The sequence below is a fragment of the Otoolea muris genome (assembly GCF_943193115.1).
In the GTDB taxonomy this organism is placed as follows: Bacteria; Bacillota; Clostridia; order Lachnospirales; family Lachnospiraceae; genus Otoolea; species Otoolea muris.
Window position 1 is genome coordinate 1 of record NZ_CALPCY010000003.1, and the last position, 15671, is coordinate 15671.

Consider the following 15671-nt stretch of genomic DNA (forward strand, 5'->3'; position numbering starts at 1 on the left):
GCTTTACCTGCTGGCTACTTAGGATAAGGGTTGCGCTCGTTGCGGGACTTAACCCAACATCTCACGACACGAGCTGACGACAACCATGCACCACCTGTCTGGGGCGTCCCGAAGGAACGGCTCCGTTACGAGCCTGCCGCCCCGATGTCAAGACCTGGTAAGGTTCTTCGCGTTGCTTCGAATTAAACCACATGCTCCACCGCTTGTGCGGGTCCCCGTCAATTCCTTTGAGTTTCATTCTTGCGAACGTACTCCCCAGGTGGAATACTTACTGCGTTTGCGGCGGCACCGATGGGCTTTGCCCACCAACACCTAGTATTCATCGTTTACGGCGTGGACTACCAGGGTATCTAATCCTGTTTGCTCCCCACGCTTTCGAGCCTCAACGTCAGTTACTGTCCAGTAAGCCGCCTTCGCCACTGGTGTTCCTCCTAATATCTACGCATTTCACCGCTACACTAGGAATTCCGCTTACCTCTCCAGCACTCTAGCCGGGCAGTTTCCAAAGCAGTCCCGCAGTTGGGCCGCGGGCTTTCACTTCAGACTTGCTCTGCCGTCTACGCTCCCTTTACACCCAGTAAATCCGGATAACGCTTGCCCCCTACGTATTACCGCGGCTGCTGGCACGTAGTTAGCCGGGGCTTCTTAGTCAGGTACCGTCATTTTCTTCCCTGCTGATAGAGCTTTACATACCGAAATACTTCTTCACTCACGCGGCGTCGCTGCATCAGGGTTCCCCCCATTGTGCAATATTCCCCACTGCTGCCTCCCGTAGGAGTTTGGGCCGTGTCTCAGTCCCAATGTGGCCGGTCACCCTCTCAGGTCGGCTACTGATCGTCGGCTTGGTGGGCCGTTACCCCGCCAACTACCTAATCAGACGCGGGTCCATCCTGTACCACCGGAGTTTTTCACACCGGACCATGCGGTCCTGTGCGCTTATGCGGTATTAGCAGTCATTTCTAACTGTTGTCCCCCTGTACAGGGCAGGTTACCCACGCGTTACTCACCCGTCCGCCACTCAGTCATCCCGGATTCCATCCGAAAACTTCCTCCGGCATGCTTCGTTCGACTTGCATGTGTTAGGCACGCCGCCAGCGTTCATCCTGAGCCAGGATCAAACTCTCATGTTTAAGTTTGGTTCCAGCCAAAATCTCGCTTGGCTAATTTTAACCGTTATTACTGTTTGGTTTTGTTCTGAATGTTTTCTCAAACTTCAAGGCTTAACCATAAGCCTTTTGTCTTAAGAATTTTCAGGGTTTTATATACTGTTCAGTTTTCAAGGTTCTTTTGTTTCTCTCGAAACAGCTTTTATATGTTACCATAACTGTTTCCATCTGTCAACCATTTTTTTATTTATTTTAAAACTTTTTTCTTTTGCGGTAACAATCCAACTTGTTGAACCATTACCATCGCTACACATGTTTTGCAGTGCGGGTATTATAATATCAAACCTGGCAAATATTGTCAACCCTTATTTTTGGTTTTTTTCTATTTTTTTTAGATAATCGAAAAAACTCCATTAAAAGTTTCTTTTTCAAATTCACCATAATCATGTTCTTCATTCCAGGCCCGCTGATAACGCCGCCAGAGCCAGCTTCCATATCCATAAAGAACCCCTTAGAAAACCGCCGGTACTTAGCGGGGTCTTTTCGAGCTGTACCGCCGCGCTTTTCTCCAGGCGGAAGCGGAGGACTCTGTTGGATATGGAAGCCGGCTCTGGCGGCTCTCTCCGACGCTGTACTGGTACAGTATTTCGCAGATACTCATACACTAAGCACCCGCTATTTGCGCCATTGCCGCGTTGGCTTCAATCGACGATTCCACCGCATGCCTCATTCAGCCGCCTTGCACTGACACAAATATCAGGCGCTTAGTATACGAGTATCTATGAAACGCTGTACTGGCCATCCTACGACATCGCTATCTATACTGCATTAACTACGCCCTTTCCGCCTTCCCGTCCCGTGAAATCGTCACCACGCTCCACGGTATGAATTTCCCGCTGTCTTTGAGAGCGCGCTTTGCGGCATTCTCGATCCCGCCGCAGCAGGGAACTTCCATACGTACAACTGTCACGCTTTTGATATTATTGCCTGCGATGATTTGCGTCAGCTTTACCGCGTAGTCTCCTTCGTCCAGCTTGGGACAGCCGATCAGCGTGACGTGATCCCGCATAAATTCGCTGTGAAAATTGCCGTATGCATAGGCCGTGCAGTCCGCGGCGATCAGAAGCCGCGCTCCGTCAAAGTACGGGGCATTTACCGGCGCCAGTTTGATCTGCACAGGCCATTGCTTAAGCTGGCTTGCCGCAGAAGCAGACGCGCTGGGAAGAGAGTCCGCCTGCCCCTCCCGCCGGATTGCTCCCGCCTGCGTAGCGGGACAGCCGCCCTGTGCCGGGACCGTTTTCTTTCCCCTGGCGGCAAGAACAGCGGCCTCGTTATAGGCCGGCGCTTCCCGTTCTTCAAAGCGGATCGCTCCTGTGGGACACGCCGGCAGGCAGTCTCCCAGTCCGTCGCAGTAATCCTCGCGGGCAAGCCTTGCCTTTCCGTCTCTCATTTCAATCGCTCCCTCGTGGCAGGCCGCGGCGCAGGCGCCGCAGCCGTTACATTTCTCCTCGTCAATCCTGATAATCTTGCGAATCATATTTTTTCCTCCATAATAAGGCTTGCTTCATTGACTTTCCTGACTCAGTATAGTACAATGAAACAAAGATGTATGTTGAAATTTCAACAGAGGATCGTTTTTATGGGATTTATTTTTGAACCTTATATGGAAACGCTGCGAACCTGCCCGCTGTTCTACAGGATTGCAGAGCCGGATCTGCGCGCGGCGCTCGGCTGTCTGGGCGCAAGGAGCGCCGGATATAACAGGGGGGAGACGATTCTGGCAGAGGGCGGGCCGGCGAAAGATATAGGCATCCTCCTTTCCGGAGCCGCTCAGATCGTACGGATCGATTATTTGGGAAACCGAAGCATCGTCGCCGGGATCGAACCAGGGGAGCTGTTCGGCGAATCCTTTGCCTGCGCCGGGGTTGCGCAGATGCCGGTGGGTGTGATCGCCTCCGGAGCCACACAGGTCATGCTGATTGACTGCATGAAGGCCATACGCCCGTGCGGCAATGCCTGCGGCTTCCATCAGCAGCTCATTTACAATCTCCTCGGCGTGGTGGCCCGGAAAAATCTTGTCTTTCATCAGAAGATCGAGATCACGTCAAAACGCACCACCAGGGAAAAGCTGATGGCTTATCTTCTGCAGCAGGCGAAGAAATATCAGAGCGATTGTTTTGAGATCCCCTACAACCGCCAGGAGCTGGCGGATTATCTGGAGGTTGACAGGAGCGGCCTGTCCGTTGAGATAGGCAAGCTGTGTAAGCAGGGGATCATCCGTGCGGACCGGAAAAAATTTACGATAATACAACAGAGGAATCAATTATGAAGCAGACAGACAGAACCAGCCTTTCAAACAGCGCAATCATCAATGGAATCGCTGTTTTCTTTACGATTGCCCTCTTTATCGCCTCCTATCACGCCGCTACTTATACATATGAGGCAGGGCGCGTTTTTCACGACTGGTATACGATCATGATCACGCCCTGCCCGCTGGTGACGGATTATCTGGAGGTCGGCGGCCTCTCCAGCGCATTTTTAAATGCCGGCGCGTGCAGCCTGGTATGCGTGATGTTTATGATTGGCTTAAAGGGGGAATCCCACGCCAATACGCTGGCCGGCTATTTCCTGGTGATCGCTCATTGCTTTTACGGCCTGAACCTGCTGACTATGCTGCCCTGCTTTCTGGCTCCGTTTATTTATCTGCGCTGCCATAAGCTGGATTTTAAAAATAATCTGCATATCTGTATGTTCACGACCTCCTTTGGCCCTTTTATCAGCGAGTTCTTGTTTCGCTATACACAGCAGGAGGAATATGTGTTTGGGGAAGTCCGTCTGACTGCCGCGGGGATTGCCCTGGCAGCCGGCTTTGTCATCATGCTCGGTTTTATCGTCCCGGCGATTCTTCCGGGCGCGCATGCATGGCATAAGGGCTATAATCTCTATAACGGCGGCCTTGCCTTTGGTATCTTTGGCTTTTTTCTCTACAATTTTCTCTATAAAACCATGGAGGTTGCACCGCCTGTCCCTGTAGAGCATTTTAATGTGGTGTACGAATATTTCGATCGTTCCTTTGACATGTTTGCCAACCGTTTCTTTTTTATCGTGTTCCCGCTCTGCATCTATGTCGGCTATGTGCTGGACGGGCGCAGCTTTGAGAACTACAACCGGCTGATATGCGATACGGGGCACCGGAGCGATTTTGCCGCCAACTACGGTATGCCGGCCTGTCTGGTCAACATCGGCTGGGTCGGGCTTATGTTTGTCTTTTATTTAAATCTGATCATGATGTTTACCGAGGGCGCGGGCTATACCGGCCCCACCATCGGCGTTGTCTTAGCTGCCTTAACCTTTACGGCCATGGGGCAGCACCCGAAAAATATCTGGCCCATTCTGGCCGGATATCTGCTTTTGTATCTCGCGGCCATGCTTTTGTGCCGTCTGACCGGCCGTGAGATCGGATGGACGATCTCCACGCAGGCCTATATTAACGGCGCGGCGTTCGCGACCGGCCTGTGTCCCATTGTCGGGCATTATGGGATCCGCGCCGGGGCCGCCGCCGGATTCCTGTGCGCGTCCATGTGTACCGCCACCAGCGCGCTCCACGGCGGGCTCGTCCTCTACAACGGCGGCTTTACCGCCGGCATCACCGCCCTGATCCTTCTGCCGATCCTGGAGCACTATATCTCCGAAAAGCGCGGCGAGGTCAAATATCCGCCGTTCATGAAGGTCAGCAGCATGATCGCGCTCGTGGAGCAGATCTCGGGCGGCGCGCAGAAACAGGCGAAGGGGAAAGCACAGAATGCATCCGGTCAGCCGGAACCGTCCGTGCAGCAGGAAAGCCCGGAGGAAAAAGCGTAATTCCTCCGGGCCCTGCGGGTTATACGCCGAGCGCCCCCGCAGCCTGCCTTAACGCGTCGAAAAAGGTGGCCTGTTTTGCGTATTCCGCCGCCAGAATCCTGACCCTGCCTAATTCCGTCCCGTTTAAGCGGTATACCAGACTGCCTATGATATCGCCCTCGTTGATCGGGGCTTTCAGCGTCTCTTCAAATACCCACTCTTTCTCAATCCCTCCAAAGTCCTCTCCCTGCATGGACAAGTAGGAAAATGTCCCCTCCAGGCGGCCTGGCACCGTGTCTTTGACGCCGTTCTGGATCGGCGCCTCGGGGACGGTTCCGGGATCCTCATCACGGTACATCCGGCAGTTGGCATAGCCATAATTCAGCAGCGTCACCGCATCCCCGAACCGCGCCTTATAATCCGGCGCGGCCAGGATGACGGCGATCAACTCGATCCCGTCCTTTCTCGCCGTGGCGGACAGACAGTATTTGGCCAGCGAGGTGGATCCGGTCTTTAATCCTGTCACTTCAAAATTCGTCGCCATTTTCAGAAGTTTATTCGTATTGGAAAGCCCGAATTCTTTTGTCCCCTGCTTCGTCACATGTGTAATATTTTCCATCCATATGGTCGAATAGTTGAAAATCTCCGGGTACTTTGTGATCAGCTCGCGTGACATCAGCGCAATGTCCCGCGCAGACATGGCGTGGGTCGTGGAATCGGTCAGGCCGCAGCAATCCTCAAAATTCGCGTGCTCCATCCCCAGTCCCCTGGCCCGCTCATTCATCATCTGCACAAAAGTTGCCTCGTCCCCGCCTATGTACTCCGCCATAGCCACGCTGGCGTCGTTTCCGGATGCAATGACAATGCATTTGATCAGAGTTTCCACGGTCTGGATCTCCCCTTCTTCCAGAAAGACCTGAGAGCCCCCCATGGACTTTGCGTGCGCGCTCGTCACGACCTCGTCGTCCAGATGGATTTTTCCTGCCTTTAAGGCGTCGAAAATCAGGATCAGGGTCATGATTTTGGTGACGCTGGCCGGATTTCTCGCCTCATCCGCATTTTTTTCAAAAATAACCGTTCCGGTGGACGCCTCCATCAGAATCGCCGCCTGCGCCTGGACCTGCGGCCCTCCTGCCGCTTCCGCCACCGCAGCCGCCGCTTCGGCCGGAATCTCGGGCATGGAGGCTGCGGCGCGGTTCGTCGCTGTTGTCACAAACAAAAGCAGCGACAGAAATAATGACATGATTTGTTTCATTTCCACTCTCCATATGCATTCCATCTGTCATTAGCATATGGACAAACGGCATGTCTTTATGACAGGAACAAAACTTAAGCATTCTGTAATATTTATTCGCCCTATTCTATGCTATAATAGCGGCGGAAACGGCTTCGGTTGTTATTGCTTTGATGTCATAAGCGTACATATTATGGCTATTCGCACAGGCCGCGGCAAAAATCTCTGTGTTTTGCCGTTTTTGATAACAGCCGTTTTTTTAATATTATTGTAAGCAAAGGTGAATTACGCTATGGAAAATCGTCATTACTCAGACCGCCGCGGCTATTCCCGGCGGCGAAGGCAAACAGGCTCAGTGCTTTCCTATATCATTTTGGGAAGCATTTTGGCCACCCTGCTCGTTATCGCAGGATGGCTGTATCTGCACAAAGGCACGGGGGATACAAAGGACGCCTCCTCCCCGGATGTGGAATCCGACGGAACGCCGCCGGGAGAAGGGGACGGGACGGGCGGCGCTGATACGGAGAGTCCGGAAACCGACGGCGCGCAGGAGACGGAAGGAGCGGCAGAGGACAACAGCCTCGAAGGTTACCTCGCCCGCGCAGGGCGTCTGGCCGCCGGCTACGACTATGACGCGGCGATTGAGCTTCTCACTGCTTCCCCATACGCGGATTCTCAGGAGGCCCTGGCGGCTGTGGAGGAATATAACGCCGTTAAATCCACGCTTGTCCGCGCCAATCCCCGGAAGATTACGCATGTATTCTTCCACACCCTGATCATGGACAACTCCAAGGCATTTGACGGGGACGACAGGCAGAAGGGCTATAATCAGGTTATGACCACAAAGTCGGAATTTCTGAAAATCCTGCAGTCCATGTACGACAGGGGGTTTGTGCTTGTACGCCTGCATGATATCGCATATGAGACGACGCTGGACGACGGAAGCGTGGGCTTCAGGGAGGGGGATATCATGCTGCCCCCCGGAAAGCAGCCGTTTGTCATGTCCCAGGATGATGTCTGTTACTATGAGTACATGGACGGGGACGGTTTTGCCAAGCGCGTCATTGTCGGCGAGGACGGACGTCCCACCTGCGAGATGAAGATGGATGATGGAAGCATCTCGGTCGGCTCTTATGACCTTATCCCGCTCCTGGACGATTTCATTGACGAGCACCCGGACTTCTCCTATAAGGGGGCGCGGGCTGTCATTGCGTTTACAGGCTATAACGGGATCCTCGGCTACCGCACCGCTCCCTCGTACAGCAGCAAAGAGCTGTATGACGAGGCGCACGCGAATACGAATAAGAAATATGAGGATTTCCTGGCCGAGCGGCCGGATTTTAATTATGAACAGGAACGCCAGGACGCCGCCCGGGTCGCGGAGTGTCTGAAGGCAAGCGGTTATGAGCTGGCTTCCCATAGCTGGGGGCACCGCAATATGGGGAACATTGATATGGAGGATTTCATTGCTGATACGGATAAATGGGAGGATCAGGTGGAAACGCTGACCGGGCCGTGCGATATCATCCTCTTCCCCTTTGGGAGCGATATCGGGGACTGGCATCCGTATGACACGAGCAGCGAGCGCTTCCAGTACCTTCACTCCAAAGGGTTCCGGTACTTCTGTAATGTGGATTCTAATAAATATTATGTGCAGATTGGGGCGGATCACATGCGGCAGGGACGGCGGAATCTCGATGGTTACCGTATGTATTATGATCTGCCGGAGAGCGGCACGGGAAATGAGCATTTAAAAGATTTGTTTGATGTGAATGAAGTGTTTGACCGGGATCGGCCGACGCCGGTGCCGAAGATGAGCGAGTGATTTCATTTGGCGTGGGGGAAGCGTGAATAGGCCGGGCTTCATATCTAACGGAACCCCGCTTAATTATGATTGATGCGATGATGGATCTATTCCCCGAAACGTGCGGCAATCAATATTGATTGCCGCATTTTAATTTTATTCAAAAAAGCGGAAGTTGGGTTCTGTTGGATATAGAAACCGTTGCTGGCGGCCTCCCTGCGATGAAACGCAAGATTTGATAACTCAGATAATAAGCTATAATATAATATTGATCAATCATTTATAGTTGTCATTTGATTATAATAAATGAATATCAATAATTATCATGAAATAAATGTCAATCAATAAACTCTCCCTGAACCTGCATCATTCTGAACAAAACATTCTAAAAAATCAAATAACTAAGACATAACCACTTTCTGCAACTCCCGATGTATCTCTCGATTGCTCGCCAGTATATCCTGATTTTTTGAATAATCCAATGGCGACAGGCTATAGTTGGTGACCTGTCCCCCCGCCTCCTCAACCAAAAGCGCGCCGGCAGAATAATCCCAGGGCTTTAGATTTCTCTCCAGAAATCCGTCCACACGCCCGCTGGCTACGTATGCCAGGTCAAGAGCCGCTGAACCACTGCGGCGTATATCAAGGGAGTGTTTGAAAACCTCTTTAAAGATATGGAAGTTGTCTTCTGCCATCTCTTTGTCATACGGCGATGTGCCAATTGCGATCAGGCTGTCTTTCAGGGCTGTCTTCTGCGTCACCCGGATGCGGCGCCCGTTTAAAAACGCCCCCTGTCCGCGCACGGCGTAAAACGTCTCCTCTGTGAACGGATTATAGATCACAGCCGCACTGATGGCTTTGTTTTCATAATAGCCCAGGGAAACTGCGCTGTGGCAGTATGAATAGATCAGATTTGTCGTCCCGTCAATAGGATCCAGAATCCACATCGGCCTGGAAAAATCGACAGCCTGCATATGATCCTCTTCCCCCATGAACTGGATCCCGGGGTAATGCTTTGATAATTCACTGAAAAGGCGGGACTGAACAGATGTGTCCGCCTTTGTCACAAAATCGGCAAGTCCCTTGACTGTCACATCGCGGGACATCGCATTGTCCATGAAAAATGGCTTCACGGAATGCACCATATCGATTACCTGCTCCATACATATATCCATATTGAACACTCCTTTTCATAAGCAAAAAAGGCTACCGCCGCTCAGTCAGGCGCAGATAGCCTTTTCTCCTGTTATCTTTTGCTGTTTAGAGGACAATTCGCAAATTCCGGACAGATGCCCAGCCGGTTCTTTAAACAGGCCCCTCCTCTCGGAGCCGCCTGGACGGCAGAATCGTCCACTCTTGCAGTATGTTTGATAATGACCTCTTTCTCTTGTGTAGAACAGAAAAATCTCGGCATACGCTCCCGCCCTTCTTATTCTACAACAACTCTTTAACTACATGCAAAATTTACCATATTTTCCTTTATAAGTCAACCCTTTTGACTGGCATATTTTCCCGTCCCCCCGGGGTTTTCTGCGGCCTTCGCTCACAAAAAACACCTCGCAGAGTCGAAGGCTGAACTGTTCCCTGTCAGAACTGGACAAATCCCTCTATCGCTTCCGCCTTTTCCACCAAATCGGCATAGAGCATGGGGCCTTCGCCTCCGTACTCGGGATTATATTCATACTCCACTCGGGCGCGCACCCTGACCCAGTCTTTTGTCTCCAAAAGGCGCGCGTTTTTAGCCTTGCACATAAAACCCAGGAAGGTCATATCCGCCTCGCAGCAGGTCATGGCCATCCGCCCGGGAACGAAGTAATTCTTCGGAAATTCAGGCGTTTTCAGCACCATGCCGGTAAATTCCACAGTTTTCCCCCTGTATCGCTCCGGCTTATCCAGGGCGTCGATATACCATATGCCGTAGGCATCCTCTGATATCCCGATCACGTCCGCATTCACGTCATATGGCAGATCCGCCTCGGAAATCTCATCAATCTCCCCGTCCGCATCCTCAAAAATAAGCTGAATCTGCGGGTTCATTCCCTTCAGTGCGCGGCGGTACGTATCCAGATCCGCGATATCGTCACAGCGGTTCATAATCAGCAGTTCCGAGCTGCGGACCATATTTCCCACCAATGGCTTCATATTGTTTAAATACAGATCAAATGTGGAACCGTCCACGATCGTGATCTGCTGGTAGATTCCCCAGTCTTTTGGGAGACGGAGGGAAGCCGGATCCCACATTCCGTTCCACTCCATCAGCACCCGCTCCGGATTATAGAACAGCTCCAGCTCCTCCAGATACTCCGGCGTCAGTTTTGACAGCTCGTCAATGTAGACAACCGCTGTCTTTGTCTCCTTCAGCAGATCGTCTCCGTATTCCTCTTCCCCTTCCTCACAGACGATCAGAAGCGTCTTTCCCTCGGTCTGGAAATAATCCTGCGTCAGCGTAAATTTGATGAACTGCGTCTTTCCTGCCTCTAAAAAACCGTTGATCAGAAATAACGGCATCTTTTCTTCATCCATGGATGATGTCTCTCCTTTCAGGCTGATTTAGAGAACAGCCCCAAACGCCGCTTTAAGCGCTTCCTCGTCCAGGTTCGAGCCGATTACACATACTTTTCCTGTATAATCCGGCGCGCCCTCGCGGATCTCCGCCTGCTCCGGAACCAGGTCAAAATGCAGCCATACGCCTTCTCCTGCTCCCGGAACCATGCCCTTTGCACGCAGAACCTCGCCATATTTCGTCCCGTAAGCCAGATCGTCCAGGAGCTTTTCCAGACGCTCTCTCGGAATCGCCCCCACGTTCTCACGCCCCCAGCTTGTAAAGACGTCGTCCGCGTGATGATGGCCGTGGTGATCATGATGATGATCATGATCGTGGCAGCCGCATTCTTCCTCATGGCCGTGATGATGCGCGTGAGCATGACAGCCGCATTCCTCCTCATCATGACCGTGATGATGCGCGTGATCGTGGCAGCCGCATTCTTCCTCATGGTCGTGATGATGATGCGCGTGATCGTGGCAGCCGCATTCTTCCTCATGGTCGTGATGATGATGCGCGTGATCATGGCAGCCGCATTCTTCGTCCTCATCATGGTGATGGCCGTGTGCGTGCATGTGCTCTCTGGCCTCGCGCATCAGCTCTTCTGCCATATCGTCTTTCTTCTCAATGATCTCCAAAAGCTGCGCGCCTGTGAGCTGGCTGCACGGGGTTGTAACGATATTCGCCGCCTGATTGCGCTCTCTGAGCATATCGACCGCTGCCTGAACCTTTTTCGGATCTGAAACGTCCGTCCGGCTCAGGATGATGGTTCCGGCGTGTTCAATCTGGTTATTAAAAAATTCGCCGAAATTCTTCATATACATCCGGCATTTATTCACATCCACCACAGTCACGGCGCTGTTTAGCATCACTTCAATCCCGGACGCCACATCCTTTACGGCCTTCATAACATCCGACAGCTTGCCCACGCCGGAGGGCTCGATGATCACGCGATCCGGCTCATATTTTGTCAGAACCTCCTCAAGGGAACGGCCAAAATCTCCCACGAGGGAACAACAGATGCAGCCTGAGTTCATCTCGCGGATCTCGATCCCGGCATCCTTTAAAAATCCTCCGTCAATTCCGATCTCTCCGAACTCATTTTCGATCAGGACGACTTTCTCGCCCGCGATCGCTTCTTTTAAAAGCTGCCTGATAAATGTCGTCTTTCCCGCTCCGAGAAAGCCTGAGATAATGTCAATCTTTGTCATGTTTTCCAACCTTCTTTTCTGAACTGTTGCCATATGATTTCCTGTTTTCTGTGCTGTACCGCTGTCTCTCAGAAGCGGCAGTATCTGTGTCTGTCATCTCATCGCCGCCTTAATCCGTATATGGTTCGTCAGCTCCCGATAAACAACTGAACCCAGTGATACGTCCCGTTTTCCTCATAGCAGCCCACGCCGATCGTGTCAAAGGAGGTATTCAGGATATTTTCTCTGTGGCCTTTGGAATTCATCCAGGCATTCATGACCTCTTTGGGAGTCCTCTGCCCCATGGCAATGTTCTCTCCAGCCGCCATGGAACTGATATTGTATTCGGAGATAACGGTAAAGCAGTCCCTTCCGTCCGGCCTGCTGTGCGAAAACAGCTCTGTCAGCTCCTCTGCGCGCCTCAAAGCCGCGTCGGACAGCGTGTCGCTCCAGTCGAGCTCTCCCCTTCCGGCCTTCCTGCGCTCCTCATTTACAATCTCCCAGACCTCTCTGGCGTAATCATCCGCATCCTGGCTCTCGCTGGATGATGCGCCGCCGGCGGATGAGTTTTTTCCCGGAGAATCCTTGCCGGATGAGCTTTCCCCCTGATCCGCGCGTTCCTTATAGTCGTCAGACTGGAACGTATCCCAGTCGCCGCCGTCCTGCTCGTCCGTGATGACGCCGTCCTCTTCCACGATGTAGCGCACGTCATCCTTTGTGAAATTCTTAGTCTTTAAAGCGCCCTCGGAGTCAAAATAGTATTTATTTCCCTCAATCTCCTGAAAACCGGTGACCATGAATCCTTCTGCGTTAAAATAATACCTCTTATTGCTGATTTTACGCCACTGTGAGGTCAGATAATGGCCGCCTTTATAGTATCTCCATCCTCCTGCCTCCTCCTTCCAGCCGGCGGCCGCTGTGTTCTGATCCTGGGAGGGGGACTGCGCGGCGGCCTGCGTCTGCACAACACCGTTGATAATCCAGGCTCCGTTTACATCGACCTGATAGTGATCCGGGGTCTCTGTATTTACATAGAGCCAGCCCTCGGCGTCAAAGCAGTAGCACTCCGCAATGCCGTCCGCATTTCCGTCAATCCATTTCCATTCATTCGCCGCATGGGAGCCGTCTCCGTTTTCGTATACCCACCGGTTTTCATTCGGCGCTTCTCCCTGACGCCAGTAGCCTGCAAAAGCGGGACATGCGCTGAGCAGCGCGATAGCTGCCGCTGAAAAAACGGTTATTATCCTTTTCTTCATATTCTCCTCCTTGTCAAAACCTCATTTCTCCGGCTTTAGTCAGTATAGCAAAAGATGGATGGATTCTCAAGTAGTTCCATGATTTATTGCTGCGCTGACCGTACAAAAGTTACTGTTCACACGCAGGCATTCGCGCCCCCTCCCGGCGTCTCTCGTCGTCTTTTAAGATCAGGCCCGCGCTGCGCAGAAGCTCCTCATCTCCCATCGTCAGCCACGGGTGGTTCATATTTCTGATACGGCTCATTTTTCTTGCGCGCTCAATCAAATCCGGCCGAAGATCCGACATCTCAAAGCCTGTAACCTTATTTACATAATAACTGTCCTGTTTCCTGGCATATAAACGGTACACCGCATCGGAATTGTCTGTAATATCTAAATCCGCTTCATAACTGCGGTCGAAAATTTTCCCATTATTCCTGCAGACCTGCGTGCCTGCCGGTACATAAATATGCAGAATCACATGCCCCTCAATTTGAATTTCCCCCGGAATTAAGCACACAGGCGGATATATTTTGTTCGCGTTATTTACGGTGGTAACAAAATCCTTTTTCATCTGTTCGACCGCGCCCGGATCAACTCCTGTGATTACTCCGTTATCCTTTATCCCCAGAAAAATATGTCCGCCGTCGGCTCTTTGCCTGTTTCTATATTTTACATTAGCAGCGCCTGAAAAACAAGTAAAAAACAGGAGAAGCTGACAAGAGGCCAGCTTCCCCAAAAACATATATACCATATTTAACAATAACGCCTCCGGCGCAAAATCCCCTGTCTGCCGCCATTCCCCGTCATAACGCGCCTGAAAAATGCTCTAATATTCAAACTGCCTGTAATAGCGCCGGATGGAGAGCGGATGGCGCAGGAAGAGTTCCATGTAGGCGTCCACCCGGTTATTGACTCCGTGCATCACCAGATGGGAGATGGTCCCGCGGAATTCGGGACTGATTCCCTTAAGCTCATGCTCCTTGGTGTCAATGATCGTATAGTTCGCATTGACCCTCGGCAGGAACTTCGCCACGCGCTCTGCCAGCGGCCGCTGCTCGTCCTCGCCCATAAAGAGGGTTACCGGGGTGTCGGCCACGATGATCTCCTGCATGCCGTGGAAGAATTCCTGGCAGCTTATGGACTTGGTGCGGATCCACATCTGCTCCTCCCAGTAGCACATCGCATAGGAGTACGTCGCTCCGTACTGGTTTCCGGAGCCGATGAAATAATGCGGGAGATCCTTATGCCCGTTTAAGAAGGCGACCTTATTTCTGGCATACTCATAAGCCCACGCGTCCGCGTCCTTCTCCACCTGCGCAAGGGCCTGCGCAAGGTGCGCCTCCATCTCCCTGTTATAGCGCTCATAGTCTTCAAACTCACCGTTTTTATACATCAGATAATTTGCAGCCATGTAGAATTTCAACTGCTCATTCATCGGATAAACCACCAGATAGTCCTGTTTGTCCGGCTGCGTCAGCACGGAACCCGGCGTATCGATAAACGCAAAGATCCTTGCCCCGATCCCGCGCACGCGTTCCACGAGCTGCACCATCTCCTTTGTATTTCCGGAAACGGAAGAATAGATGACCACCGAATTTTTCGTAAATCTCCTGTTTCCGGTGGTGAGGAATTCCGCCGCATTCTCCACAAATACCGGGAGCGAGGAACGGCCGCGCATGTAGACTTCTGCCTGCATGCCGGACGCATATGTCCCGCCGATTCCCGCAAAATAGATGCCGTCAAAGCCTTTTTCCCATATTTCATCAATGATCGCCTCGATCTGCGGGCGGAGTGCGAGCGCGCCGTTTACGCTGTCGATCTGCTTTTTCTCATCAAAATTGCGAAGAGACGGTCCTTCTGTTTCTTTCCATGCTTTTGCTTCGTATTTCATATCTCTGACTCCTTTTTATTAAAATCAATAAAGCGGCGTTTTTTCATGGTCCAGCCCCAGAAAAAACTGAATCGCATACTGAATGGCCTTATCCCAGTACGGCCACTCGTGATCGCCCGGGCCTTCCATGTAGGTATGCCCGTATCCGGCCTCCACGGCTGCGGTTCTGAAGATTTGGTTTCCCTCATAGAGAAAGTCTTCTGTGCCGCAAAGCTGGATCAGGCGGGGGCGCGCCGCGTCCGCAGCCAGCTTTTTTACCAGCTTCACCGGAAGCTCCCAGTCCCCGGGGAGTCCTCCCGCGCCGTGTAGTGCGCGCAGCTCCGCAGGGTTCATCTCCGGCCATTCGCCGCTTTTAACATTTCTGATAAATCCTTCATAATCCAGAACACCGGAGAGGCTGGCTGCCGCCGCATACTGCCGCGGGCGGTTAAGCGCAATTTTGACCGCTCCGTATCCGCCCATGCTCTCTCCCGCGATGAAGGTGTTTTCCCGTGACGTATCGATCCGGAACCATTTTGCACAGATCATCGGAAGCTCGTCCGCTGCGTAGCGGAAATAATTGATTCCGGCGGCTGTATTTGTATAAAAGCTTCTCTGTACTTCGGGCATAATCACAAATAAATTGTATTTCTTGGCATAATATTCAATTTTTGAAAACCTCGCCCACTCCCCGCTGCTGCCGGAAAGGCCGTGCAGAAGGTAGAGAACCTTCGGCTCCCCGTCAAAAAGCGGCGTCACATCATTCGATACATCCGGAATGAGCACGCGAATCTGGGTCGTCATTTTTAACTGCTCCGAATAAAAATCGCCTGTAAGCATTCCCATC

Annotated in this window: 13 protein-coding genes and 1 rRNA gene; 3 read left to right on the plus strand and 11 right to left on the minus strand. The window is 52.1% G+C overall.

What is annotated here, in order from left to right; genetic code table 11:
* The 3 genes from NFS31_RS03035 to NFS31_RS03045 form a co-directional block, all read right to left on the minus strand.
* Nucleotides 1-1130: ribosomal RNA gene (locus NFS31_RS03035) — 16S ribosomal RNA — on the minus strand; the annotation flags it as partial.
* A gap of 315 nt (nucleotides 1131-1445) precedes the next feature.
* Nucleotides 1446-1607: a hypothetical protein gene (locus tag NFS31_RS03040; RefSeq protein WP_251491490.1), complete on the minus strand. Its 162-nt coding sequence runs from the start codon at nucleotides 1605-1607 to the stop codon at nucleotides 1446-1448.
* Nucleotides 1608-1938: 331 nt separating this feature from the next.
* Nucleotides 1939-2643 carry an ATP-binding protein gene (locus NFS31_RS03045; protein WP_251491492.1) on the minus strand — a complete coding sequence of 235 codons (705 nt, stop codon included), beginning with the start codon at nucleotides 2641-2643 and terminating at the stop codon, nucleotides 1939-1941.
* Nucleotides 2644-2745: 102 nt separating this feature from the next.
* Here NFS31_RS03045 and NFS31_RS03050 point away from each other — a divergent pair, with 102 nt between their 5' ends.
* Entirely contained in the window at nucleotides 2746-3435 is a 690-nt protein-coding gene (locus NFS31_RS03050) for a Crp/Fnr family transcriptional regulator (protein WP_251491494.1), read from the plus strand.
* On the plus strand, nucleotides 3432-4967 hold the full coding sequence (locus tag NFS31_RS03055) for a DUF1576 domain-containing protein (protein WP_251491496.1): 1536 nt from the start codon (nucleotides 3432-3434) through the stop codon (nucleotides 4965-4967). The genes NFS31_RS03050 and NFS31_RS03055 overlap by 4 nt, the downstream gene beginning before the upstream one ends.
* 19 nt (nucleotides 4968-4986) lie before the next feature.
* On the opposite strand, the gene NFS31_RS03060 is transcribed toward NFS31_RS03055, so the two are convergent.
* Entirely contained in the window at nucleotides 4987-6201 is a 1215-nt protein-coding gene (locus NFS31_RS03060) for a D-alanyl-D-alanine carboxypeptidase family protein (protein WP_251491498.1), read from the minus strand.
* Between the two features lie 271 nt (nucleotides 6202-6472).
* On the opposite strand from NFS31_RS03060, the gene NFS31_RS03065 reads away from it, so the two are divergent.
* Nucleotides 6473-8005, plus strand: a complete 1533-nt coding sequence (locus tag NFS31_RS03065) for a polysaccharide deacetylase family protein (protein ID WP_251491500.1) — start codon at nucleotides 6473-6475, stop codon at nucleotides 8003-8005.
* A 380-nt stretch (nucleotides 8006-8385) separates the two neighbouring features.
* Here the strand turns inward: NFS31_RS03065 and NFS31_RS03070 are convergent, their stop codons facing one another.
* The 7 genes from NFS31_RS03070 to NFS31_RS03100 form a co-directional block, all read right to left on the minus strand.
* On the minus strand, nucleotides 8386-9159 hold the full coding sequence (locus NFS31_RS03070; RefSeq protein WP_251491502.1) for an inositol monophosphatase family protein: 774 nt from the start codon (nucleotides 9157-9159) through the stop codon (nucleotides 8386-8388).
* A gap of 412 nt (nucleotides 9160-9571) precedes the next feature.
* On the minus strand, nucleotides 9572-10507 hold the full coding sequence (locus NFS31_RS03075; protein ID WP_251491505.1) for a TIGR03943 family putative permease subunit: 936 nt from the start codon (nucleotides 10505-10507) through the stop codon (nucleotides 9572-9574).
* A gap of 27 nt (nucleotides 10508-10534) precedes the next feature.
* Entirely contained in the window at nucleotides 10535-11737 is a 1203-nt protein-coding gene (locus tag NFS31_RS03080; RefSeq protein WP_251491507.1) for a CobW family GTP-binding protein, read from the minus strand.
* Nucleotides 11738-11865: 128 nt separating this feature from the next.
* Nucleotides 11866-12972 (minus strand): CAP domain-containing protein, encoded by a 1107-nt coding sequence (locus NFS31_RS03085; protein ID WP_251491509.1) that lies wholly within the window; start codon nucleotides 12970-12972, stop codon nucleotides 11866-11868.
* 109 nt (nucleotides 12973-13081) lie between these two features.
* On the minus strand, nucleotides 13082-13705 hold the full coding sequence (locus NFS31_RS03090; protein ID WP_251491861.1) for an AlbA family DNA-binding domain-containing protein: 624 nt from the start codon (nucleotides 13703-13705) through the stop codon (nucleotides 13082-13084).
* 75 nt (nucleotides 13706-13780) lie between these two features.
* Nucleotides 13781-14845 (minus strand): SIS domain-containing protein, encoded by a 1065-nt coding sequence (locus NFS31_RS03095; RefSeq protein WP_251491511.1) that lies wholly within the window; start codon nucleotides 14843-14845, stop codon nucleotides 13781-13783.
* A 24-nt stretch (nucleotides 14846-14869) separates the two neighbouring features.
* Nucleotides 14870-15670 (minus strand): alpha/beta hydrolase, encoded by an 801-nt coding sequence (locus tag NFS31_RS03100; RefSeq protein ID WP_251491513.1) that lies wholly within the window; start codon nucleotides 15668-15670, stop codon nucleotides 14870-14872.
* Nucleotide 15671: the final 1 nt, after the last annotated feature.